Source organism: Paenibacillus sp. 10L310 (assembly GCF_056395745.1).
In genome coordinates this window covers 95,140-119,365 of record NZ_JBFTKC010000016.1, presented here as the reverse complement: position 1 = coordinate 119,365, position 24,226 = coordinate 95,140, and the positions used below count along the sequence as shown (strand labels likewise).

Below are 24,226 nucleotides of genomic sequence, written 5' to 3'. Positions count from 1 at the left end.
GACTTGCATGTATTAGGCATGCCGCCAGCGTTCGTCCTGAGCCAGGATCAAACTCTCCAATAAAGTATTGAAAAGAGCGATAAGCTCATTTTGAATCTGACGAGATTAAAAATCTCATTTGTGCTCCAGTCGATTCAAGCCAAGGCTTGCCTCAAACTTTCGCGTTCATTCTGTAAGCAGAATGTTTACTCACTCGTTGTTCAGTTTTCAAAGATCAAACTTTTTTTGTTACCGAGTGTTGTTCTCCTCAGCAACTTTTATATCATAACACTTCCGAACCAACTTAGCAAGCTCTTTTTTTAAGTTTCTTTCGAAGCTTATTTGTTTTGCCTGCGGCACTTTGTTTCTCGTGTTTTTTTGGCCGGAAATAGAATATATCATATACACAACACAATTGCTACTTGTAAAATATCCCATCCGGAAACTGATTATATATATGATTCAATCTCTTCATAATCTCTTTTTCCAATGGTAATATCCTCTTACTATATCCTATATACACTCACCGGTCTAATCTATCTCAATAATAGGTTGTGAATAGACTCATTCAACATCATTACATTCGTTCTATAAGATAAGAAACATAATACATCTTCTCAATAACACTGCTATCTATTATGTCGGTATCAAATCTAATAATTAAACTCCATAAGCTGTGGGCTTATATAGATTCTGCTTTTCACTTTTTATACCATTATAAGTCTCTGAACCTGCCCATCACTATCGTGTCGTAATACTGTCCATCCGCATGTCTACGATCCTTTTTCAAAATACCTTCGATCTCGAAGCCACCCTTTTGGTATAACTCGATTGCCTTTTCATTGGATGCCAGCACGTTCAACGTCATCTTCTCTACACCAGTCTGGTCTGCCCATTCTATCGACTTCTCTAACAAGTTCTTGCCAATCCCATGCCCCCAGAACTCTCTGGCTACACACACGCCGAACTCAACTTTATGGCAAAAGCGCTTCAGCTCTGTACCTTCACATCGGGAGTATCCCACAATCTCACCCGCTACTACAGCAACAAGGAACAGATTCCGTGACTTCTCAGTGTCCAAATGGATGATCCGCCTAAACCCGGCTGCGTCGATATACGCCTCGCCCTCTTCACGATCCATGTTCTCGGTTTCCCCATCGATTTGTACACGTAGTGAAGACAAGGCCTCAGCATCCTTTTCCTCTGCCGATCTAATGGAGTAAGATAAACCTTTAATGTAATATTCCTGCTGATCGATCATCATAAGAACCATACCTCCTCTTCCACTTTATTTAATTACTGTACCTGTATCGCTCTACCCCACCTCAGACGGACTCTTGCCCGTAAGCATTTTGAACACCTGGCTGAAATACGTTGCATTACGGAACCCCGTCATCTCGCTCACCTCATATACCATGTAATGTCCCGACTGCAACAGTTCCAACGCCCTCTGAATTCGGTACCCGTTCAAATAACTCACGAAATTCTCACCGGTCACCCTTTTGAACAGTTGACTCAGATACTTCGGATGTACGAACAGCCCCTTGGCTATCGCTTCAAAACTAATCTCTTCGGCGTAATGAAGCTCTACATACTGTTTCACCTGCTCGATAAGTTTATTGCTTTTCTTCTCGCCCATCTCCTTACGTATCTGTTCCAGCCAGTCGCAGATAATACGATCCATCCAGTTTACCAGATCATGCAAAGCATATTTCGATTGAATTTCACGCAAAAAATCACTCATCGCCAGCGGCGGCGTTAACATAGGATGAAGTCGGTTCCAGCTATGCATCAACGTGTCGAACAGACTGACGGCCAAAACCTGTACATCCTGTATCCCAACACATTTCCCCTCTTTCAGCAAAAGGCAAATATGATGCCATACCTCTTCCGCCAGGTCAGGGCGAATATCCGCCCAAGCCTCATTCCATTGACGAAGCAATAATGAATAATCGGTCACACTTGGTTCTGTTTCCTCTGATGCTTCATAGTGGTATATACGACTTCCACCTTTAAACTCTGCTGTTTCCACCGCTTCCCTGCTCTCGAGATAGGAATCTATCACCTCACATGGGTGACTCTTGGATCTTCCGATTCCAGCACTCACTTCAATTTTCAGATACGTAAAGATCTGATCGATCATCCTCTCCACGAGTGGCAGGCAATCCTCCAGATGATCTTTATCTCCTAATAGAAGCAACACAAATACCTGATCCGAATAATCAACAATCTCTACCTGACCATTCATGCGCGCCGCTTGCTCCTTCACCGTCTCCTGAATAATATCGGCCGCCCCATAGCGGAGAAGTTGCCAATCCCGTTCTTTCATTCGTGTCAAAAATACGGGGCGATTCAGTTGCAGACTAATGGCGCGTGTCTGGGAGGACATATGAATGCCTATATAGTCCATGCGTTCTTTGGGCAGCTCGTCTGCCCGATATCGCGTAGTCAGCAGTTCGTGAAGAAATTGTTTGCGCAAATACGGAAGTACCCGTCCGACCTCCTGCTTGTACGTCTGCTCCAGTCGCTCATGCCGCTCTCGCACATCTTGTTCCAGTAACACCTCACGCAGCACAGACTCAATCTCCTCAACCTCTGCCGGCTTCAGCAAAAAGTGATTCACCCCCCAGCGCATGGCTGCCCGGGCGTTCTCGAATTCGTCATATCCACTAAGAATGATGATCGGCAGGTGGGGATGATCACGTCGCAACGTCTGTGTGATCTCAAGCCCGGTCATCCCAGGTAGATAGACGTCAGTCATAACGACATCTGGATGCATACGGTGAAACAGCTCCAGCGCATCCAAGCCATTGGAAGCAGTCCCTGCAATGCTGAGGCCCAGAGAAGGCCAATCGATATGATCTGTTAATGCCTTTACAATATGAGGATCGTCATCAACAAGCATAATGGTCTTCATCATTTTTCACCGTCCAGCCATAGATTTAATTGCTCGTCGGTCTCAATACGCGGCAGCGTAATGGTCACTTCCACTCCACCTGACTCTCTATCGCTCAGTTGAACACCATACCTCTTCCCACAATAAAGCTGGATGCGCTGATGTACATTCCGTACGCCGATGCCACACGTCTCTTCGAGTTTCCACCCCTCCGGCAAACCCCGCCCATTATCCGTGATACGAATGACGATATCCTCATGCGGGCCAACCTCTTCGTGCATATGCACCTGAATTCGAAGTGTGCCTTCTTCAGGGTGCCCGTGCATAACGGCATTTTCGATGAAGGGCTGCAAAATGATCTTGGGAATGTAACAACCGCGAATATGCGGATCGATCTGCTCCTGATATTGAATGGAGAACGGCAGCCGCTCTGACTGGATGTTAACGTAGCAACGGGCATGTTCCAACTCATCACGAACCCGTATAAACAGTCTCCCTCCACTCAGTCCGATCCGTAACAGCTTACTGAGTTGTACAATCATGCGACTGATATCCTTGGCTTCGTAATCAAGTGCGCGCCAGTGGATCATGTCGAGGGTATTGTATAAAAAATGGGGTTTGATCTGGGCCTCAAGCAAGCCCGTCTGGGCTTCACGCTTGGCCCGGCTCTCATCCTTCACCTGTTCCATCAGCGTCGTGAGCTGTGAAGCCATGTGATTAAATCCATAAGCCAAATGGGCATATTCCTCCGTAAACGAAAGTTGGACCCGGGTATCGAAGTCACCTTTCTCCAGTTGTCTCATTCGTCTGATTAATTGTCGCAAAGGTCGGATGATCTGCCTTACAAACAGGTACGCCAGCACAGCCGAGCATAATAGTCCCAGCACGGCGATGCCAAGGATCTGCCAGCCTGCTTGTCTGAGCGGAGATAACAGTGTATATACCGGAATAGTCTGTACGAGGCGCCACTGAAGCATGGCTGGCCTGGAGTACAGCACCAATTGAGCACCTCCAGGTTGGCCGGAAACTACTTCGTACCCGTCTGCACCATGCTGGACATGTTCCTGAATCCATGCACTATCTATAATAGAAGAAGATGAATTTACAGCTTCCCCCGTTTCCTGTACTGTACTCGCTTCATTTCTTCGATCCACTCGTTCATTCTCCCCTGCTGGATCAACTCTCCCCATCTGCATTACGACATTACCAGCCGTATCTACCAACAGGACTTTTCCATCAAGCACCATGGGTACATCGGCAAACCTGCGTACGATGTCCGCTCTACTCAGTCGAATGAGCACATAAGCAACCGTTCCACCACGACTGTCGAAAATCCGTTGGGCGTATCCGACCAGGGATTGGCCAGATTCGTTCTCACGCAGCGGAACCCAAGCCGCATCAGCCTTTTCCAGCGTAGCAAACCAAGAGTCATGTGCGATGGTGTCCACCGGAAATATGCGATCAGCCATAGTCACTGTCACTCCATTGAAGACATCCGTATACAGTTCAATGGAAGTGATGCCTTCACTCACGACCATGGTATGATCCAGGATTCGAGAGACCTCTCTCCGCTGGTGAATCTGTGCAAGTCTGCCCGTATCAGCCGTTTCGAGCAAATTGGACAGCTCCCGATTGCTTGCCAAACCATATGCGGTTCCTGTTACCCCTGTGATGAAATCAAATCCCCGACGTGTGCTTTCGTTCAGAAGAGCCAGGCGTGCTTTGCTAATCTCGGCAAATGTGACTGCTGAGAAAGACTGATATGCCAGCCAGACCACAACCGAGACGAGCAGGAGGTTAAACGCAATAAAGCAAGTCACCATCAACGTGGAGAGCTTGCTTTGTTGCAGCTTTTGATTAATAAATGAAGACCATCTTCCTTTCCTCATGGAAAAATCAACTCGTTTCGTCTTGGAATTACCCTTTGAGCCCAGAGGTCGCGATTCCTTCCACGAAGTACTTTTGACACACGATAAATACGATAAAACATGGCACCAGCGACAACACCGACATGGCAAACATCGGGCCCCAATCGGATTGAGAGCTGGAATCAAGGAACAGGCGCAGACCTAGCGGCACGGTGTATTTGCTAACGTCACTCAGGTAGATCAACTGACTGAAGAAGTCGTCCCATGTCCACAAAAACGTAAAGATCATCGTGGTAACCAATGCTGGGAAAGCCAGTGGAATGATGATTTTGGTGTATATTTTCACAGGACCGCACCCATCAATAGTTGCCGCCTCATCCAGCTCTTTAGGCAATCCCCGGAAGAACTGTACCATGAGAAAAATGAAGAAGGCGTCGGTCGCCAGCCATTTGGGCACCACAAGCGGCAGATACGTATTCACCCACTCCAGGTGGTTGAAAAGGATATACTGCGGGATCAGCGTCACATGATGGGGCAGCATGATCGTCATAAGCATCAGTCCAAAGCAAATGGCTTTGAAACGAAAATTCAGTCGGGCGAAGGCATATGCCGCCATTGAGCATGAGATGACATTGCCCAGCACGGCGCCAAGCGACAGGATGACAGAGTTGGTCAGGAACCGGGAGAACGGATTACCCTGAATTCCCGACCAGCCATTCATGTAATTTTGCCAATTCCATTCCTGTGGCCAGAACCAGGTCTCTGTAAAGATCATATGTCCCGGTTTGAATGAGCTGCCCAGCATCCAGAGGATCGGGTAGAGCATGACAAAGGCGATGCCTGAGATCAACACATGTTTGCTGACGACCCATGCTGTAGAGTTCCGTTGTCCAATCATGATTTCCCACCATCCTCATAGTGCACCCACAGCTTGCTACTGCGGAATACGAGCAATGTAAATACGCCAATCAGGATGACCAGCACCCAGGCCATCGCAGAAGCATAGCCCATCTGAAAGAATGAAAATCCTTTTTTGTACAGATACAGAGAGTACATTAGGGTTGAGTTCACTGGCCCTCCGCTACCATTACTGATAACAAAAGCCTGCGTGAACGATTGAAAGGATGTAATCAGTTGCATGACAAGATTGAAGAAGATAACGGGTGACAGAATCGGCAACGTTATATAGAAGAATCTCCGCAGGGGACCTGCACCATCTACCGCTGAGGCTTCATCATATTCGGGTGGAATCTGCTTCAAACCTGCCAGGAAAATAATCATGGATGATCCAAACTGCCATACGGATAACAGGACGATGGAGTACAGGGCATACTTCGGATTAGCAACCCAATCGGGCGCCTTAATGCCCACCATGGCAAGCACACTATTGAGTAGCCCGTCCCCACCCAGCATTTTACGCCACAACATCGCAATCGCCACGCTACCTCCAAGCAATGTCGGGATGTAATACACTGTCCGATAAATACCTAATCCTCGAATCCCTTTGTTGAGCAACATCGCTACAAGCAGCGCAAAAATCAATTTGACCGGTACGGATACAGCGACATACGTGAAGGTGACTTTGAGCGACTGGGTGAACAGTTTATCCGATGTAAACATCGTGGTGTAGTTATCCAGACCGACCCAGGAAGGGGCGGCCAGGATACTGTAATCGGTGAACGAGATGTATAACGATACCAACATTGGACCTAGGGTAAGGAATAACAATCCGACAAGCCATGGGGCGAGAAACAGAAGTGCGGCTCCATTATGCGCATATCTCCGTTTGACCCGCCGGGTAGTTACACGCTCGATTCGGGCTTGACTGACCTGTGATGTCGTCATCTTCGCAACCTCCCCGCAGAATTAGAAGTGTGAGACAGTTTCAATCATTATTGACTCGATCCAAGCGTAGCCTTGGCTCCTTCAATAAACTGGGCAATGACATCTGGAGTATTACCTTGACCGAAGGCGATCTGCTCGCTTGCGCTCTTGAAACTTGTGTCCACTTCAGCAAATCCTTGCGGGTATGGCGGGTCAATCTCGCTGGAGTTCTTCGATACAGTATCGATAAATTGGAAAATGGTTTGCTCCGCTTCCGGCAGCGTAGGCTGCATCTGTTCACGAATGCTGGAATTGACCGGCACCCCACGTTCAGAACCAAGAATAGCGGTTGCTTCTGGATCATTGACCATGAAATCAATGAACATGGCAACTTCCTTTGGATGTTTGGTTTTACCATAACCGGAGAGGAACTGGCCTGGTTTCAGATATTCACCGATTTGCTTTTCACCTACACCATGCGGAAGCACTTGTATGCCAAGCTTATGATCCTGGTTTTTGTTCACCTGCTGGAATGTCAGCAATTGATTGGACCATGCAAAGTCCATGGCGGCTGTGCCCAGTGAGATCGGTCGTGTCTCCAGCGCATTGGTTGTGGATGCCGTTATCTCCGCTGTAGTCACTCCACCATTCTCGCGTAGTGCGCTCCACATATCGAACCATTGTTGAAGCTCCTCGCTGGTAGCTGTCATTGTGCCACCATCAAACAATCCTTTCCCGGATTGCCGAATAAACACTTCAAACATGTTCGTTGTACCGGAAATGTCTGCCGATCCATAGAACCCCTCACCTTTGGCTGCGGCGATCTTGGTTGCAATATCCCCAAAATCCTTCCATGTCCAGCTCTCTTGTGGTTCTTCTATACCTAATTCCTGAAATACGGTGGCGTCATAGATGACACCTGGTGCGTTAACTCCGAGGGTAATTGCATATAATTTATCGTCAATCGAACCGGCTGTAATCATGCTCTGATCATGATCCTCTGTCCGCAGCTCTTTGCTCTCTGCAAACGGAGTCAGATCAAGCAAGGCACCACGCCGGGCAAAGTCAGTCAAAAAGGCGTAATCCATCTGGATGATATCTGGTGCATTTGAACCGGCTACCTGTGTAGTCAACTTGTCAAAGTAACCGTCCCAACCGGAATATTCAGGTTTAATGGTGATTCCCGGATGTTTCTCTTCAAACAATTGGATCACTTTGGTCGTCAGATCATGTCTGGTCTGTGATCCCCACCAGGTCATGCGCAGTTCAATCTTGCCTGATGAATCTCCTTCACTTCCACTTGCTTCCCCAGAAGAAGATGGTGTATCGGTGGCCCCTCCAGAACAGGCTGTAGCGAACAATAACAGGGACAGACAGAACAGGGTTACCCACTTTTTTGTAATCATCATAAATGAATTTCCTCCCCTTTTTGCATTTATGGAATCGCTTACAAAACCTATTGTATCGGTCTATTACTGCACATGACATAAACAAAAGTAAGCTTTCCTGTCAAAAAAGTAAGGAGTTACAGGAATCAAAAACCACCAGGAATGATATTCCCGGCGGTGATGATCCCGTCTCAAATATGATTACGGATATACAACCGTATTACGTGGAGCAGAAGACAACTTGTTGTATAGGAACGATAGTATGAAAATCAGACCTCGGTGGTCTGTTAAGAATGGGAGACCACAGGTGAAGACACCCTGTGTTCAGCCAGATGTTTCTTCATTTTTGCTACTTCAGTTCCTGCCAGCATCATAATGCCTATTCCGTGATTGTCATTGGTAACGGTACGCAAGTCCTGATCATAATACTCTGCCGTAAACGCATATCGTGATCCGCTACACACGCCATGCACACTCCCTTGACGATCAATGGCTTTGCAGATAAGTCCCTTCCAAGCCCGCTCGGCAGCTGTGACGTAAACTTCCGGGTCTTTGAACCAGCCAAAGCGTACACCTCTCGCAAAACCATAGGCAAACATCGCCGTGCAGGAGGCTTCTTCATACGTCTGCGGAACATTCAACACCTGATGCCACAACCCGCTTTCCCCTTGAAGCGCTGCGTACCCCTCACACAGCTCATTGAAGAAATCTATTAAGGCTGGGCGCTCGGGATGCTCTGTTGGCAAAGCTTCCAATACCTCTGTCAAGGAAAACAGTGTCCAGCCATTTCCCCGTCCCCATGGAATCTGCGTTGCCTGTCCGTATTTGAAATCATACACATGGGACATGATCTTGAACTCAGGCATAAACAGATACTTCCGATACAGTGAAAATTGTCTGGCGGCTTCATCCAATGCGGCTGAGTTGCCTGTCACCCGTGCATAACGAACGAGAAACGGCGTGCTCATATAGAGGTCATCTGCCCACATGGTATTCTCGGCATACTCCCCTACACATGTGCGATAAAATGCACCATCCTCCTGCCGTTCCAGGCGGGAAAGCATGAAATCTGCAATCCGTTCAGCAATCGGAAGAAACGTTGGTTCATGACACTCGGAATACGCTTCTAGCATGGCCGAACCAAAAGAACCACAGTTATCCAGCATTTTCAGCATGACCAATTGTTGATTGACTGCCGGGAAACCATACTGCTCCCGATCCCATAAGGAGTATTCATACATCTGGGTACATGCCTGCACATGCTCAGCCGCATAACGTGTAATGTCCGGTCTTTGCAAATAACGCCCCGTCCGTAATAGACCATATACAGTGACACCCAATGGATAATCCCAGCGACCATAATTGGTCACACTGCCCACTGTCCATTTGTTGCTCAACATAGCATTCTCATAATAAGGTCTGATCCAAGCATCCGGTCGATCTAAGCGCCAATATGTCTGTCCTTGCCCCGTTTGATACACTCGGTCCGTTCGAGTCAGATCCGCCAAGTCCGGTTCAACCTCCGACTCAAAAGGTCCAACATATAACCAAGACTCTCCATTAGCTCCGTGCACACGCTGAGGAAGTTCCAGTGAGAGCGGCTTACCCGACACGGTTGCGTTCAAATTAAAATGCCAAGGTCCAGCCGTATCGTCATATTCACTTCGGACAAGCAGGTCACTCCGCCCAAAAGAGGCTGGTACATCCACCTCGAACGGACCCGCTTCCTTCACTTGCGCCACAGGCTTGCCGCAAATCCATATACTTAGAGAACCGGAAGATTGACCTGACAATCGCACTGCATTCCCGGTTGAATCGTTATTGTTCAGATGGGTCCAAGCATAAGCATGCTTACCAGCAAGATTTCCGAATATTCGCTCGAAAGCTGGCTTGGTTTTATCTTCATTAGACCAGCCTGTCTCAGGCAGCCAGTTCAAGCTGACGTCTGATTCTTTTCCAAGCAGGTCCGGTTGTTTACTCGTGGCTGGGTTCGGTTGGGAGAACACCCACCCCGCTTGCCCCTGTCTCTCCTGAAATGGAGCATATACATTCAAAATGCGCACTTTTCCTTCATCTGACCCAAATTGGCAACCAAATCCGGCAGGGGTGTTTTTCATCTCCAGCCAAATGGTGTTCCAACCAGGCTTGATATCGATGCTGAGCTTCACCGTTGCGTCTGGACTAATCTCATCCATTACGGTAGAGCGATAGACCAACTGCTCATTGAAATAGAAACGAACAGGCCCATAACAGCGGACCAACACGTCCAAATTCCGGTCCTCGTCCCCCCAAACCAATGCAGCTGCGTAGGATATATGGTCTTTAGGCGCATCAGGAAAGCGTTTACCTAAATTCAGATCATAAAGCCCTTTTTCATTTTGCAAAATACCAGACTTCTGGAATACCCGATATACAAAATCAGCCTGTGCATTGGCTCCAATATACCTCTCGGCCAGTACCTTCAGCACCTGATCCTGATCTTCTCCAAATCGGTAATACATGCTCTGTGGTTCACTGAAATAGGTCGTCATCGATGGCACACATCCTTCTCCCGTTGAAATAAAGTCTTATATCATAGCATTCATACCATCCACACTGGAGCACCAAACTAATATGCAGTAATAAAGTATAGCGCTTAACCTAGGTGGGTAATCCCCTTACCGGGAAATAGGTATGTCCCTTGGTTATCTTCTGAATAGACGAATAATAATCCCAGTATAACTGACATGTTCTGTGGTGGCTACAGATTTTTGATTACGCTTACAAAAAATCAGAAGATTTGGTTTTTCCTTCGCCAATTACACCTTCATTGGGACATTAATTCAAAAAACGGAAAATGTTACCGATATAGAAACTATATATGTTGAACTAATCATTTACACAGAAACGTAGAGGACAGAAACAAACTGAAAAAGCGAAGCGTTCGCCTAAGAGATTTCTGAAAGAAAGCTGCATCGTAAGCATACGCTATCACCGGATTTTTCCCTTGAGAAAAGGGAATCAAAAAAATCTGGGGATAACAGCGATTGGAAGGTTATTCTGTCATCGGAGTGTACGTGTGAATATATCTTTAGTTCAACTTATATAGATTGAAAAATTCCACTTTTTGTATCGGGAAGGAAAGATGCACATTGAATACTCTTGAATCTCTGGTAAATGCTATGCCTTTTGTTAGCCAAATGTTCCGTGACGACATATCCATATCCATTAATGATCATGAGAAAGTATTGTATTTTTCCGAAGCAAAAAGTCTGGAGATTGGCGTGAAGGTTGGGGATGAGCTGCATGATGATTATAAACATTTCAAAATGCTGACTAACAGAGATTCCCGTACCGTGGCACGCATGCCTGGTGATCTGCAAGGCAGACCTTTTGATGCCATTCTAATCCCTATTAAAGAGAACGATCAGGTCGTGGGTATATTGGGTGTGAACTACGCACTGGATAGTCACATGACACTGGAAACGCTGATCCGTGAAAACGAAACAACCATTAATGCGCTCGTCGGCGGCATTCAGCAGATTGCTGCACATTCCGAAGAACTCTCTGCGACCTCGGAAGAGATTCTGCGCAATTCCAAAAAAGCTTCAGAGAACTCGGTCAGTGTAAGTAAAGTAACAAACGTCATTCGTGAAGTATCGGAACAAACCAATCTGCTTGGACTAAACGCCATGATAGAGGCAGCCCGTGTGGGCGATCAGGGGGCCGGATTCGGTGTGGTGGCCAGTGAAGTACGTAAACTGTCGGATCATACGAAACAAGCAGCAGCTGATATCGAATCGTCCCTAGGCAGCGTGCAAGATTCCATGAAACATATGGAGCAGGAGATCGGTCAGATTACAACCGCAACAGTGGATCAGGCCAAGCTTGTTACCGAGTTCATGGAAAGTATCGAACAGCTTAGTGAGACAAGCGCGAATCTGAAAAAGTTCGTACATCAGATGCTGGCGCTCGAATAACAATAGAGTTCCACAACAGAAAGAACAAACGATATGAAATGTACATAACAAATGATTTAGAATGTGAAAAGCCTCCGCTGACTTCCCTTTACAGGAAGTCAGCGGAGGCTTTGTTTCGTACTTGCGGTGATATCACCTTTACGGTTTATGCTCACACGGCTGTTATATCTCTACAGCGACGCCAAAATGGTCAGACACTACCGGTCCGTTTTTACCGTTCAAGACCACGGTAGAAGATTTAGCCTGAATCGGACGATTGGAGAAAATATAGTCAATCCGAAGATCGCGTTTGTTATCTGCCCAGCCGGCAATGGCCTTCACCACGGTTGCTCCTTCATCCTTTTGCAATGCTGTGGTGTACAGGTCATTCCAGCCTTTGTTCATCATATAATCATAGCCTTCACCACGCACTTCCGCGACATTATTGAAATCACCCATTATATATAACGGCTGGTCCATGTAGGGGGCAAGCTTGCTCTCCGTCAACTCCCACTGTCCCTTGAAAGGTTCCTGCGCATCATCCCACCAGTTATAATGTCCGTTCACAAACCAGGTTGCTTCACCTTGGACGACTGTCTGAATTCCCACAATCTTGCGTGTACGATAGTTGTTATAATCTCGCATGTGGGACACGTATTCCCCAAAAGCCTGCTTAATCGGCGTCCGGCTAAGGATCGCCAGTCCTTCATCGTATTTTTGGAACCCGACATGCGCGGGAATCCACGTCCAGTAATATTGTTCTGTCAGCTGCTGAAGCAGGACGTAGGCATAGTTGTCTTTTTTAATCACAGCATCGGATTCAGTAGCATAATACATCTTCAGTTCTTCTTCAGAAAGCGCGACTTCCTGCATCGATTGGTTGACCTCCTGCATGGAGATCACATCGAATTGATGTGTATTAATAAAATCAGCCAGCTGACTGATCTTGTTCAGTTGATCCTCTTCCGCCCAAGCGTGTGTGTTTAACGTAAGTATTTTCATATGCTCTCTCCTGTTGTGTGTAATATGGCCGTTTCCCCGGCCTGCATCGTTCCTGAAAGGAATACATACCATAAGCATACACAATATGGTGCAATCATGCATTCCGTCCGCCAGCAGAACCGACGTGTTCATCCTGATTCCAGTTGGTCTAAAATAACTTCAAATTCTTCATAACCCATGCACGGATTGGCTCATAACTGATATGATGGATACAACAAATTTACAACATCACGTCATAGACGTGGTGATTACTGAACCTATGTTTACCCCAGGAGATGGAATGATGAACATACCGAATAACATGAGGATGGATGATGCGCAGTGGCAACAGTTGATCAGGCAGGTTGCAGAGCATTTTAATAACCTGACGATCATGCGCGGATTCCAATATTATAAACAGAAACGTGTCGGACCATTAACCTATTCCGAACAACAAGGGATCTCGGCCGTTGTACAAGGATCGGAAGAGTACGAGGTCACACTAAGCATGCAATCCCTGACTACAAGTCATTGTACCTGCCCGGTGAGTTCCGTATGCAAACATATGACGGCTGTATTAATGAGTTATGCCGAGCAACTGGAGCGACCTGTGCATGCGATTGTGAATGCGCACTCCAGTACTGCACTCAAACAAACGACCAAACCCGTCGGGACCATGTCCGCAGGAATATCCAGCTATGCAGATGCCGATGAACAACAGGATATGGACATTCCGGACAACCAATACAGCCAGATCAAGGAACGTGCAACAGAGCTTGCTGATCTCGAAATCTCGGAATGGCACGAACTATTCCACTCCTGTCTGAGACGGCTGGGTACTGGCACAGCAAGCACATCCTACGTACAGGAAGCAACGGACGAGCTGTATGCCATTAAACCAAGGCTGTCCGCTGCAATGGACCAACTTTTTGAACTACATGTGCAGCTGCACCTCATCCGATTCTGCGTGCCGCCGGCTCGTAATTCAATCACTCATACCCCCGTGTACTTGAGCTACCCTGCCCAGCTCGCGGTGGATGCACTTCAGAAAGACATTGAACGGATCTTTAACCATCCACTAGACCTGTCAGGTCTAAAGGGAAACAAGCTTGAACAACTTTGGAACAGACTGTCTGAAACCTCAGCTTATTTACGTAAACAGATGATGCCTGAGACAGCCAGCATGATGTTCTTCACTCCGATCTATCGACAACTGTGGTTGAACTGGATCGTACCTGAGCTGCAAGGGTCACGGGACATGTTAGTGTCGGAACAGGCCATCTTAGATGATATAGAACGCAATATAACCGCCGCTTCGTCACCTTCCCAGTCAGGTGGGAGTGTCTTGGGTAGCGCTCAAAATAATGGAAGTAGTAGTGATAGACCAGGCAAAGCCGTAACACTGCCTTTACCACTCATACTCGCGCAGAGCTGGATGCACTTCCATCTGGGGCAAGATGATCAGGCATGGCAGCGACTCATCCATGGAAGCTCGGCCTACGGCTTCCCGCCAGAACAACTGTTGCATTTTCTCCATGTACTCGCAGATTCGGCTGAATGGAAGCGACTTGGGGATTGGTTGGTACAACTTGGCCCCCTTCTGGCGAATCGGCGTAATACACCTTTGAATGATTACATGCATCTATGGGATACGGCCATTCAACATCTGCCCGATGCAGAGAACCGTATGTGGGACACGCTTGTCAGTATGCTTCCCCACTCCCGCCCCGCTTACGAGGATGCTATGCATTCGCGTGGACAGTGGCGCAGATGGATTGATTTTCAGCTGAGTACGGGAACGGAACCTCTCGAATTCCGCGTAGCGATGCTGCAACCAATCGAAAAAGATGCACCTGAGCTGCTGCTTCCCTTCTATCATCAGGCAGTGGAGCGTTATATCGGAAACAAAAACAGGGACGGATACAAAGCAGCGGTGAAGCTGTTGAAACGTCTGTCCAAAATCTATAAAAAAATGAAGCAAGAAGCGCACTGGGAGCAATTCATCACCACACTCGCCGTTCGTAACAGTCGGCTGCGCGCCCTGCAGGAAGAGCTTCGGAAAGGTAAACTGATCTCATGAGCTTAATTCATCCTTACACTGAAACGATTGAGGTTCATGTCGCTTTAACCGGCTATGGCGATGCTTTGTTTTACGGAGCACTCAACACACACCACTTTGTACCGGGACAGTCGCTTAAGCAGCGATTGTTCGCTTGGCATGCGCCTTCCTTCTACGGGACCGAACTGGAAGTTCGGCAGATTGAGGAGATTGAGCTGGTTGTTCTGCCTGCGGAAGAAGTGATTCCCTTTTTTGCCGAGATGCATACGCTGCTTCATATTGAATGGAAGTGGGACGAGCAAGCGGAACATCTGATTCGACTAGCTCCAGCACTGGCATCCTCCATAGAGAAACGAAAATACGTACCTAGCTTCGAGGCATACCGTGCAGGACAGCTTCAGTGGACCTGGGACCCGGATAGCTTGAAAAAGCAGGATCGGGCATCGCTTACCAAAGCGATTCAGCAAACGGACGAGAGTTATGCCGAAGGACTTGGGGCGGCCTATTCCGCCTTTGTATTCCAGCGCTGGTACAGTTCGGAAGAAGCTGCAACGGATCTACGGCGTGAATTCCCGCAGTTGTTCCCAGAGCGCGGCACTCTACCCAAGACAGCCGGGATGGATGCTCAGTCCTGGCTCGTATCCATTGGCTGGAAAGCAGATGCCGCACCATTCAGACCCATGCTGCAATTGCAGGAGCCGGACGAGGATGAGCCATCTTGGCGGCTGCGATTGGTGTTGCAGAACAAGCTGGATGCCGCTGTATTGGTGCCCGTCATGCTGGATTCACGGGGCAGACTTGAAGGTGAATGGCCAGAGGTATGGACACCGTTCATTCTGGATCGCTCCGCCGGATGGCTGGATCAGCTGCGTGCACATCTGCCGCGTCTTGGAAGCTCCATTAGCGGCAGGCGGGATGTGCTGAGTGATCCTTTGGGAGATCAGGAAGCCTGGCAGTTCCTGACGCAGGATAGCGGGCGGTTACTCGCAGCGGGCTGGCAAGTTCTGCTACCTGGTTGGTGGGAAGCAGCCCGTAAGAAGAAACCAAAGCTGCGTGCTAAGGTGCAGCCGGAGGAAGGCAGTGAACGGGGACAGTCGTTCTTTGGACTGGACTCGATTATTCATTTTGACTGGCGAATTGCGATTGGTGACACCGATCTCAGCGAAGATGAGTTCGCCGACCTTGTTGCCCGTAATGAACGACTGGTTCGCTTCCGTGGAGAATGGGTTCCTCTCGACCCCGATCTGCTGGAACAGATACGTCGTGCCATGGGCGGTGTAGATCGGGAACAGGGACTCTCATTCCAGGATATTCTGCACCTGCATCTGCTACACAATGAGCAACGGGAATATCGCAACCAGAAATGGAAGGAAGGACAACAAACCGAGGAAGAGCAGCAACCACAGGATGATCAGAACATTCGGCTGGAAGTAGAACTGAATGAGCACCTGAACCGGGTTATTGCACAACTCGGGGGCGGACAAGGCGGCGCACCTTCCCTGCCCATTCCGACAGGGCTTCATGCCGAGCTGCGATCGTATCAGAAGGAAGGTTTTGCATGGCTTGGTTTCCTGCGCAGATTCGGACTTGGGGCATGTCTTGCCGATGATATGGGTCTCGGGAAAACCATTCAGTTCATCACGTATCTGTTACACATCAAGGATCATGAACCACGTAAGCCGGGACAAGCCCCGGTTCTTCTGATCTGCCCAACCTCCGTACTGGGCAACTGGCAAAAGGAAATTAGCCGCTTCGCACCCTCCATTAATGTCAGTCTGCATTATGGCGCACGCCGATTAAGTGGAGAAGAATTCCGGGATCAGACCGAGCAGGTGGATATTATTATCACGTCCTTTGCTACGGCTACACTGGATCAGGAGATGTTACAAACCTATACGTGGTCATGCATCTGTCTCGATGAAGCACAGAATATCAAGAATGCTCAGACCAAACAGTCCTTGGCTGTCCGCAGCTTCCCTGCGAAACACCGCATTGCCATGACAGGTACGCCGATTGAGAATAGGTTGTCCGAGCTGTGGTCGATCTATGACTTTATCAATCCAGGATATCTGGGCAACGCCCGGGCATTCCAGACTCGCTTCATCAGTGCCATTGAAAAAGATAAAGATGAGCAGCGTATGCAGGATCTGCAGCAATTGGTGAAACCATTCATGCTACGCCGTAAGAAAAAAGATCCCAATATCCAGCTTGATCTGCCGGACAAAAACGAGATGAAAACCTATATTCACCTTACGGGCGAACAAAGTGCATTGTATGACCAGTCCGTACAGGCCCTGATGGATAAAATGAAAGAGCTGGAAGGCATCAAGCGCAAAGGTGCCATTCTATCGGCGTTAACCCAGCTCAAGCAGCTGTGTGACCACCCTCTGCTGTTGACCAAAGAGGCTTTGCCTGAGGAACTGCCTGAAGACGGCGCATTAACATCTGCTTATGACGTGTACAGTCCGCAAGATATGGCGATGCTGATTAGTCGCTCCGCGAAGCTGGAACGACTGATGGAGCTTGTCCGCGAATTAAGGGACGAGGGCGAGCGATGCCTGATTTTCACCCAATACATCGGTATGGGACAGATGCTGCAACAGGTACTGCGTCAGGAGTTGCAGGAGCCTGTGCTATATCTGCACGGGGGCACGTCCAAAACGGCGCGAGATCGTATGATTGAGGAATTCCAATCCCGTACATTACCTGAGGACAAGCAACCGTCCGTCTTCATTCTGTCCATCAAGGCAGGCGGTGTGGGGTTGAATCTGACCGCAGCCAATCATGTCTTCCATTTTGACCGCTGGTGGAACCCTGCTGTTGAGAATCAAGCTACCGACAGAGCTTATCGGATGGGTCAGACCAAAGACGTTCAGGTGCATAAGTTCATCTCTCTTGGCACATTGGAGGAGCGGATCGACGAGATGTTGGAGAGCAAACAACAGCTCAGCGATAACATCATCACAAGCTCCGAGAACTGGATTACCGAATTGTCGACGGATGAGTTGCAGGATCTGTTCACTCGGCGTCGTGACTGGTCGGGCTAACTTGGATTAGATTAGATATATCATAAAAAAGAGAAATACAAAAAGAGCGAAGTTTCGGAAAGTAAATTCCGGCTTCGCTTTTTTTGTGTTGTTGCAGTTAATTATCCGTTCTTAACGCATGTTACCGATGATGGATGATCTTGAATCCTGCATTTTTTTGACAAAGTTTGTCATGACATCAAACGCTTCATTGCGCTTGTTGGACATGGACTGCAGACGAAGCATGTCCATCTGTTGCGAGTTGCTTGCAGCATCAATTTGACCTTTCAGCTTTTGAACAGCTGCTTCATCCCCGTTTTGCTGGGCTACCTGCAATTGAGAGTTCAACTCCGCGATCTGTTGATTACGGTTCTGTACTTCCTGGATTTGCGTTTGCAATTGCGCATCCAGCAATTTGGCGCGTTCGCTCTGAACCATCATCAAAGCCGTTTCGATATCCATACCGCTAATGTTGATAGGTGTTACGCCAGAGATATTGGAGACTGAAACTGTGCTCGCTGAAGCTGAAGAGACGATGGATACTGCAGCAACAGCAGCAACCACTGTTGAAGCGAAAAATTTGCCTGAACGTTTCATGAATGTTCCTCCAAGTATATATGTAATTTGTACCAGTTTTTTGTTGGCATCTTCCGCCATTCTAAATCAAAAGAACTAGTTGTACAATCAAATTAACTTCAAATTTGAATTAATTTCGTTTCCCCTTACACACGCCTACCTCCGCTTACAATTTGAGTAAATTAAGCAGGGCATAATAAGTAAAAGTGCATTCTTACAGGCATATTTACTACGACTAGATTGTTCTATACTCCTACGCTTGAAAGTCACATTGGAGATCGACGATATGCTCATGATTTTACTTTAGAAAATGGTTATGTTATATTCAATAATATATTTTACACAATTTAATTTTGTGATATTTATTATAAATTTATGTTATATATTTTACGGGAGGTTTTAATATGAAAAAGATACTGGTTGTTCTAACAAATGTAGATAAGTACGCAACAAAGGACGAGCCTACTGGCTTGTGGCTGAGCGAAGCAACTCATTTTATTGAAGAGTTTGACCATAATGACAATGTTCAGATCGATCTGGTTAGCCCTAAAGGCGGGAACGTACCTCTTGATCCGAAAAGTCTGGGCGACTCTCTGGATGAGAGCACCAAAGCCTATTTTGAGAACGAAATGTTCATGAACCAATTGAAAAATACGTTGAAACCTAGCGAAGTAAACGCGAGTGACTACGATGCAATCTACTTCACAGGAGGTCACGGTACAATGTGGGATTTCCCGGACAATGACGAACTTCAAGAGCTTTCTCGTGATATCTATGAAAAAGGTGGCGTTGTATCCGGCGTGTGCCACGGGGTTACAGCACTGTTGAATGTGAAGCTGTCCAACGGCCTGCTTTTGATCAACGACAAAACCGTTTCCGGCTTCACGAATGAAGAAGAAACATTGGCTCAACAAACCGAGTATGTTCCTTTCCTGTTGGAAGATGCATTGAGAGAACGCGCTGCACAATATGATAAAGCTGCTGCCTTCAGTTCCTATGTCACAACAGATGGCCGCGTGGTCACAGGACAGAATCCGCAATCCAGCAAAGCTGTAGCTGAAAGTGTTAAACAACTGCTGGGTCTGTAAAATAAACCGATCGATCCCTCTCCTCCCCCAGGAGATCATATAGATGTACAAAGCAAAACAGCACGTGATCCGTCATAATCTGACAGAACACGCGCTGTTTTTTTCTAGTGATTTGTCGAAGCAGAGGCTTCCGTTGCTTTTCCTCCAGCCAAACGCTTCACGATATAAGGCACGGTCACCGACGTCAGGACCACAGCAAACGCAATCTGAGCGATAGCTGTGTCAACATAAGGCGCATAAGCCGGATTGAATTCTGCCGCCATCGATGGCACGACCATGGACAATCCAGCAACCGAACATGTCGCAGCCGCTGCGTAACCGGGCTGTCTTAATATCGTGCGATCGATTCCAATGAGCGGCAACATGCAGATCAGCAAAAATAACACGGTGACCAGCAAGCCAGACAGACTGGACTGAAATGCAATACGCAGATCAATATTGGACCCAAAGCTTGTACCCAGGAAAGGCAGCAGAATCAGTGTTCCCGGAGCAAACATCTTCTGTATGTTGCTATCCAGGTTACCAAGCAGTATCCCGATCAAGAAAGGTACTAGCGTAGCAAGTACACTAAGATAATCGATACCGACACCGCTTGCCGAATTCAATATCATGACCGGAATAACCGGTACGGCGATCAGATTCAGAATGCCAAACGCAGCCCGATCCACATCATCTCCATATGTGTTCATCAAGGCCAGATATAATCCTGGATTACAACTGGTCAGAACGGCAATGAAGGCTACCGCAGAAACTCCCCCGACCCCACTTATGCCAAAAAAGTGCACAAACGCCCAGCCGAACAGGCAGCTGATGAGGATACGTGAAATACAGAGCACCCCTGCTCTCTTCAAGGTCACCAGAAGCTGTGACAAGTTAAGCTGTGTTCCTGATATCAGTAAAATCATACCGATCAGCACCATGGTACCTTTCGATGTGAACAGCGCTGTTGTTGGATCTCCGATCTGAAAAAACGATGGAAACACCGTGTTGATGACCGCAGCGGCCAGCATAGGAACAATCAGCAAGCCGCCGGGTATTTTTTTGATACGACCCAAAATGTTCATGGTGCGTTACAGTTCTGCTCCGTTGGTACGGATCACATTCTGATACCAGAAGAAGGAATCCTTACGATATCTTTTCAGCGTACCATTGCCATAGTCGTCCTGATCGACGTAGATAAATCCGTACCGTTTGCTCATCTCGGAGGTCCCTGAACTGATCATGTCGATTGGTCCCCACATCGTGTATCCCAACACCTCGACCCCATCCGCAATGGCGAGTCCCATCTGTTCGATATGTTTGCTCAGGAAATCAATCCGGTAAGGATCGTTGATCGTTCCATCTTCATTCAGTTTATCGTAGAAACCTGAGCTATTCTCCAGAATGAAGACAGGTTTTTGATACCGATCATAGACGAGATTAAGCGTATACCGCAGGCCAATCGGATCAATCTGCCAACCCCACTCGTTGGCGGGCAGATGCGGGTTTTTATATACACTGTGTACATTACCTGCCGTTAGTTCGAGCTGCTCCGTATCACTGCTGGAAATCATCGAGTTGTAATACGACATCCCCACAAAGTCAGCCGTGTGTGCGCGAATGCTATCCAGATCGCCGTCCTCGATATTCAGCTGGATCTCCTTGTTTTTGAAATACATTTTACTAAAGTAAGGATACTCGCCTTTATTAAGCACATCGAGATAGAACTGATTTTTCATCTGATCATCCTGTTGCATCTGGAGTGCGTCCTCCGGCTTGCAAGTGTAAGGATACGTTGTAAAATAAGCCACCATACTTCCGATCTGGTTATTCGGATCAATCTCATGAGCCATCTTGGTTGCTCTGGATGCAGCTACAAATTGATGATGCAACCCCTGGAACAACATTTCCTCATAATTTGGAGCATCATAATCAATGATTCCCAGCGTTTTGGCCGATGCTTTCACGCTCATGTTGATCTCGTTGAATGTCACCCAATATTTCACTTTGCCCTTGTAGCGATTGAACAGCACATCACAATAGTTCACATACAGATCGATCAGCTTGCGGTTATACCATCCTCCGAACTTGTCCATCAGTACAATTGGCGTATCAAAGTGACTGATGGTGATCAAGGGCTCCATACCGTGTTTAAGACATTCATCAATAACCTGATCATAGAACTCTAATGCCTTTTCATTCGGAGTAGCATCGTCGCCACCCGGGAATACTCTGGCCCATGAAATCGAATAACGGAATACTTTGAAGCCCATCTCAGCAAACAAGGCGATATCCTCACGGAAAGAATGATAAAAATCAATTCCCCGGCGCTTGGGATATTTAACTGTATCCTGGTCATTCCTGGCCTCTTCAATCATCTCCCAATTCACTCTGATCTGCTTGGTCACTTTGCGGTCGTTCTTCTCGTTAAATTTCATAACTTCAGGGATGGTCAGACTCTTGCCGTCCACATTATAAGCTCCCTCGGCCTGACAGGCAGACAGTGCACCGCCCCATAAAAAATCTTTTGGAAAATTGGAATTCGTCATTTTAGTTTCCTCCTGTTATTACGTGTTATTAAGACCATCTAGCTTGTAACTTGTAGCTTAATGAAAAGATGAGCAGTTCTTACGGAATCAGCTTGATCAAAGGTTCACTCTCCCGGATCGGGCCGCTGGTCGCTGTAGTCAGCACATCTCCATACTGTTGCATGTTGGTTACCACAATCGATGTAATGGTGTTATAACCTGCTGACGTAATGCCCTCCGGATCAAAATCAACCAATAAATCCCCAGCCGTGATTGTCTGTCCCTGTTCGATATGGGCGTTAAAATATTTCCCTTTCAGACTGACGGTATCCACTCCGATATGAATCAGGATCTCGACACCATTCGCAGCCTTCAATCCGATAGCATGTTTGGTGCGATAAAGCGCTTCGACTACCCCGTCAAATGGAGCATATACCTTGCCATCTGTCGGAACGATTGCAATGCCTTTACCCATCAATTCTTGGGCAAACGCTTGATCCTCCACTTCAGAGATCGGTTTGATCTCCCCTGTCATTGGACTAACGATAAGCATGTCAGAAGACGTGGATGTCAGTGATGATACGGACGCTGTAGTTGCCTCTGTGACAGCGGCTGTCTGATTGCTATTTACTTTATTCGTAGCTTGTTGCTTCGATTTATTTCCATCTGTATCTTCCTTGATGCCCGCCAACAGCGTGAACACAAACCCGAGTACAACTGCGGCAACACAACCAATAACGACATACATGTAACGATCCGATGAATACGTGCCAATTGCCAATACACCTGGAAGTGAAATTGCATTCGCTGTTGTATGCACCAAGCTGTAGAATCCACCAACTAATCCTCCTGCCAGACAACCTGCGAAAAACGGACGTTTGTATTTCAGCGTTACACCATAGATCGCCGGCTCGGTAATCCCGAATAAAGCGGTGAATCCACTCGAAGCAGCCGCTGATTTCATCGTTTTACTCTTCGTTAGGACAAATACACCGAAGGCCGCTCCAGCCTGAGCCAAATTCGCCGCTAGTGCCGTTGGTAACAACACGGTTGCGCCCAGTGTAGCCACTTGTTGAACCTGAATCGGCATGATGGCATAGTGCATACCGAACATAACCATGATCGGTTTGAAAAATCCAAGAATCGCACCAGCAAGAACACCTGCAGTGGAGAACAATGAGTTAATGCCATTCGTCAACCAGTCACCGATATATGAACCTACTGGGCCAAGCACGATCAGTTCCACTGGAATCATAATGAACAAAACAATCATTGGGGTAAGCAGGACCTGTAGAAACTTGGGAATCACTCGATTGACGATCGGATACACATAACTCATAATCCATACCGCCAAAATGATTGGAATGACGGAAGAAGAATATTTCATCAACAGAATCGGCATGCCGAGAAAATCAATACTGTTTACACCCGTCTCAGCAATCTGAGCCGCAGCGTTCAAAATGGTTGGATGCATTAGTCCCGCAGCAAGAGCTACCGCCAAATAGGGATTGGTTTTGAAACGGTTTGCTGCACTGACAGCCAGGAAGAATGGCATGAAGTAGAAAATGCAGTCCCCGATCATGTTAATGATCGTCAGGAAACCGGAGCCTTCCAGGTAACCCATGGCAGTTATAACGGTAGCCAAACATTTGATCATCCCACAACCAACAAGTGCTGGCAGAACAGGCGTGAATATACCTGCGATGGTTTCAAGCACTACGTTGACGGGGTTACGTCTCTTTTTCGGTCCACTATCTGTAGACTCCGTAAGCTCTCCAATCTTGTCAGAAGTTAGATTCTTCACTTCACTATATACCGCGTCTACTTTGGCACCGATAACAACCTGGACCTGTCCACCGGAATTTTGTGCCTTGAGCACGCCTTCGAGCTGATCCAGCGCCTTGAGGTCTGCTTTGTTATCATCCTTCAAAACGAATCTCAAACGGGTTGCACAGTGTGTCAGACCCGATATATTTTGCTCGCCGCCAACGAGATCAAGTACGTTTTTAGCCAAGTCTTTGTTGTTCATGACCCTTCTCCTCTACATGAATAAATTGGATATATAAAAAATGACCAAGCCGGGGAATCGTCATTCC

Annotated in this window: 16 protein-coding genes and 1 rRNA gene; 4 read left to right on the top strand and 13 right to left on the bottom strand. The window is 47.4% G+C overall.

Annotated features, from left to right (window positions below; all coding sequences use genetic code 11):
- From AC1DE7_RS25330 to AC1DE7_RS25295, 8 genes are all read right to left on the bottom strand, one after another.
- Positions 1-63 (bottom strand): 16S ribosomal RNA (locus tag AC1DE7_RS25330); the annotation flags it as partial.
- 631 nt (positions 64-694) lie between these two features.
- The gene (locus tag AC1DE7_RS25325; protein WP_477535431.1) at positions 695-1,243 is read right to left on the bottom strand and encodes an N-acetyltransferase family protein; all 549 of its coding nucleotides are present in this window, start codon (positions 1,241-1,243) and stop codon (positions 695-697) included.
- 51 nt (positions 1,244-1,294) lie between these two features.
- The gene (locus AC1DE7_RS25320; protein WP_477535430.1) at positions 1,295-2,899 is read right to left on the bottom strand and encodes a response regulator; all 1,605 of its coding nucleotides are present in this window, start codon (positions 2,897-2,899) and stop codon (positions 1,295-1,297) included.
- Positions 2,896-4,764: a cache domain-containing sensor histidine kinase gene (locus AC1DE7_RS25315; protein WP_477535429.1), complete on the bottom strand. Its 1,869-nt coding sequence runs from the start codon at positions 4,762-4,764 to the stop codon at positions 2,896-2,898. The genes AC1DE7_RS25320 and AC1DE7_RS25315 overlap by 4 nt, the downstream gene beginning before the upstream one ends.
- A 28-nt stretch (positions 4,765-4,792) precedes the next feature.
- A complete protein-coding gene (locus AC1DE7_RS25310) occupies positions 4,793-5,641 on the bottom strand; it encodes a carbohydrate ABC transporter permease (protein WP_036616400.1) in 849 nt (282 codons plus the stop codon).
- Positions 5,638-6,588: a carbohydrate ABC transporter permease gene (locus AC1DE7_RS25305; RefSeq protein WP_036616398.1), complete on the bottom strand. Its 951-nt coding sequence runs from the start codon at positions 6,586-6,588 to the stop codon at positions 5,638-5,640. Before AC1DE7_RS25305 ends, AC1DE7_RS25310 begins: the two co-directional genes overlap by 4 nt.
- Before the next feature lie 47 nt (positions 6,589-6,635).
- Positions 6,636-7,976, bottom strand: coding sequence for an ABC transporter substrate-binding protein (locus AC1DE7_RS25300; protein ID WP_053061439.1), 1,341 nt, complete (start codon positions 7,974-7,976; stop codon positions 6,636-6,638).
- Positions 7,977-8,242: 266 nt separating this feature from the next.
- Positions 8,243-10,486, bottom strand: a complete 2,244-nt coding sequence (locus AC1DE7_RS25295; protein ID WP_340031665.1) for a glycoside hydrolase family 88/105 protein — start codon at positions 10,484-10,486, stop codon at positions 8,243-8,245.
- Between the two features lie 600 nt (positions 10,487-11,086).
- Between AC1DE7_RS25295 and AC1DE7_RS25290 the strand changes: the two genes are divergently transcribed.
- Entirely contained in the window at positions 11,087-11,914 is an 828-nt protein-coding gene (locus AC1DE7_RS25290) for a methyl-accepting chemotaxis protein (RefSeq protein ID WP_017691152.1), read from the top strand.
- A 162-nt stretch (positions 11,915-12,076) separates the two neighbouring features.
- Here the strand turns inward: AC1DE7_RS25290 and AC1DE7_RS25285 are convergent, their stop codons facing one another.
- The gene (locus AC1DE7_RS25285; protein WP_315371280.1) at positions 12,077-12,895 is read right to left on the bottom strand and encodes an endonuclease/exonuclease/phosphatase family protein; all 819 of its coding nucleotides are present in this window, start codon (positions 12,893-12,895) and stop codon (positions 12,077-12,079) included.
- Between the two features lie 283 nt (positions 12,896-13,178).
- On the opposite strand from AC1DE7_RS25285, the gene AC1DE7_RS25280 reads away from it, so the two are divergent.
- Both AC1DE7_RS25280 and AC1DE7_RS25275 read left to right on the top strand, forming a co-directional pair.
- On the top strand, positions 13,179-14,954 hold the full coding sequence (locus tag AC1DE7_RS25280; protein WP_477535428.1) for an SWIM zinc finger family protein: 1,776 nt from the start codon (positions 13,179-13,181) through the stop codon (positions 14,952-14,954).
- A gap of 5 nt (positions 14,955-14,959) precedes the next feature.
- Complete coding sequence (locus AC1DE7_RS25275; protein ID WP_477535433.1) at positions 14,960-17,980, top strand: DEAD/DEAH box helicase; 3,021 nt, start codon at positions 14,960-14,962, stop codon at positions 17,978-17,980.
- 111 nt (positions 17,981-18,091) lie between these two features.
- Here the strand turns inward: AC1DE7_RS25275 and AC1DE7_RS25270 are convergent, their stop codons facing one another.
- The gene (locus AC1DE7_RS25270) at positions 18,092-18,556 is read right to left on the bottom strand and encodes a hypothetical protein (protein ID WP_477535427.1); all 465 of its coding nucleotides are present in this window, start codon (positions 18,554-18,556) and stop codon (positions 18,092-18,094) included.
- 383 nt (positions 18,557-18,939) lie between these two features.
- On the opposite strand from AC1DE7_RS25270, the gene AC1DE7_RS25265 reads away from it, so the two are divergent.
- On the top strand, positions 18,940-19,623 hold the full coding sequence (locus AC1DE7_RS25265) for a type 1 glutamine amidotransferase domain-containing protein (RefSeq protein WP_477535426.1): 684 nt from the start codon (positions 18,940-18,942) through the stop codon (positions 19,621-19,623).
- A 104-nt stretch (positions 19,624-19,727) separates the two neighbouring features.
- Here the strand turns inward: AC1DE7_RS25265 and AC1DE7_RS25260 are convergent, their stop codons facing one another.
- From AC1DE7_RS25260 to AC1DE7_RS25250, 3 genes are all read right to left on the bottom strand, one after another.
- Positions 19,728-20,687: a 2-keto-3-deoxygluconate permease gene (locus AC1DE7_RS25260; RefSeq protein WP_477535425.1), complete on the bottom strand. Its 960-nt coding sequence runs from the start codon at positions 20,685-20,687 to the stop codon at positions 19,728-19,730.
- Positions 20,688-20,693: 6 nt separating this feature from the next.
- On the bottom strand, positions 20,694-22,151 hold the full coding sequence (locus AC1DE7_RS25255; protein WP_477535424.1) for a glycoside hydrolase family 1 protein: 1,458 nt from the start codon (positions 22,149-22,151) through the stop codon (positions 20,694-20,696).
- 79 nt (positions 22,152-22,230) lie between these two features.
- The gene (locus AC1DE7_RS25250) at positions 22,231-24,159 is read right to left on the bottom strand and encodes a beta-glucoside-specific PTS transporter subunit IIABC (protein WP_477535423.1); all 1,929 of its coding nucleotides are present in this window, start codon (positions 24,157-24,159) and stop codon (positions 22,231-22,233) included.
- Between the last annotated feature and the right edge of the window lie 67 nt (positions 24,160-24,226).

Bases quoted from the DNA above. Each gene is read 5' to 3' on its own strand.
- AC1DE7_RS25250 (WP_477535423.1), bottom strand. From the start codon at position 24,159: ATGAACAACAAAGACTTGGCTAAAAACGTACTTGATCTCGTTGGCGGC.
- AC1DE7_RS25295 (WP_340031665.1), bottom strand. From the start codon at position 10,486: ATGACGACCTATTTCAGTGAACCACAGAGCATGTATTACCGATTTGGA.
- AC1DE7_RS25255 (WP_477535424.1), bottom strand. From the start codon at position 22,151: ATGACGAATTCCAATTTTCCAAAAGATTTTTTATGGGGCGGTGCACTG.
- AC1DE7_RS25310 (WP_036616400.1), bottom strand. From the start codon at position 5,641: ATGATTGGACAACGGAACTCTACAGCATGGGTCGTCAGCAAACATGTG.
- AC1DE7_RS25325 (WP_477535431.1), bottom strand. From the start codon at position 1,243: ATGATGATCGATCAGCAGGAATATTACATTAAAGGTTTATCTTACTCC.
- AC1DE7_RS25305 (WP_036616398.1), bottom strand. From the start codon at position 6,588: ATGACGACATCACAGGTCAGTCAAGCCCGAATCGAGCGTGTAACTACC.
- AC1DE7_RS25285 (WP_315371280.1), bottom strand. From the start codon at position 12,895: ATGAAAATACTTACGTTAAACACACACGCTTGGGCGGAAGAGGATCAA.
- AC1DE7_RS25300 (WP_053061439.1), bottom strand. From the start codon at position 7,976: ATGATGATTACAAAAAAGTGGGTAACCCTGTTCTGTCTGTCCCTGTTA.
- AC1DE7_RS25320 (WP_477535430.1), bottom strand. From the start codon at position 2,899: ATGATGAAGACCATTATGCTTGTTGATGACGATCCTCATATTGTAAAG.
- AC1DE7_RS25260 (WP_477535425.1), bottom strand. From the start codon at position 20,687: ATGAACATTTTGGGTCGTATCAAAAAAATACCCGGCGGCTTGCTGATT.
- AC1DE7_RS25315 (WP_477535429.1), bottom strand. From the start codon at position 4,764: ATGAGGAAAGGAAGATGGTCTTCATTTATTAATCAAAAGCTGCAACAA.
- AC1DE7_RS25265 (WP_477535426.1), top strand. From the start codon at position 18,940: ATGAAAAAGATACTGGTTGTTCTAACAAATGTAGATAAGTACGCAACA.
- AC1DE7_RS25280 (WP_477535428.1), top strand. From the start codon at position 13,179: ATGAACATACCGAATAACATGAGGATGGATGATGCGCAGTGGCAACAG.
- AC1DE7_RS25270 (WP_477535427.1), bottom strand. From the start codon at position 18,556: ATGAAACGTTCAGGCAAATTTTTCGCTTCAACAGTGGTTGCTGCTGTT.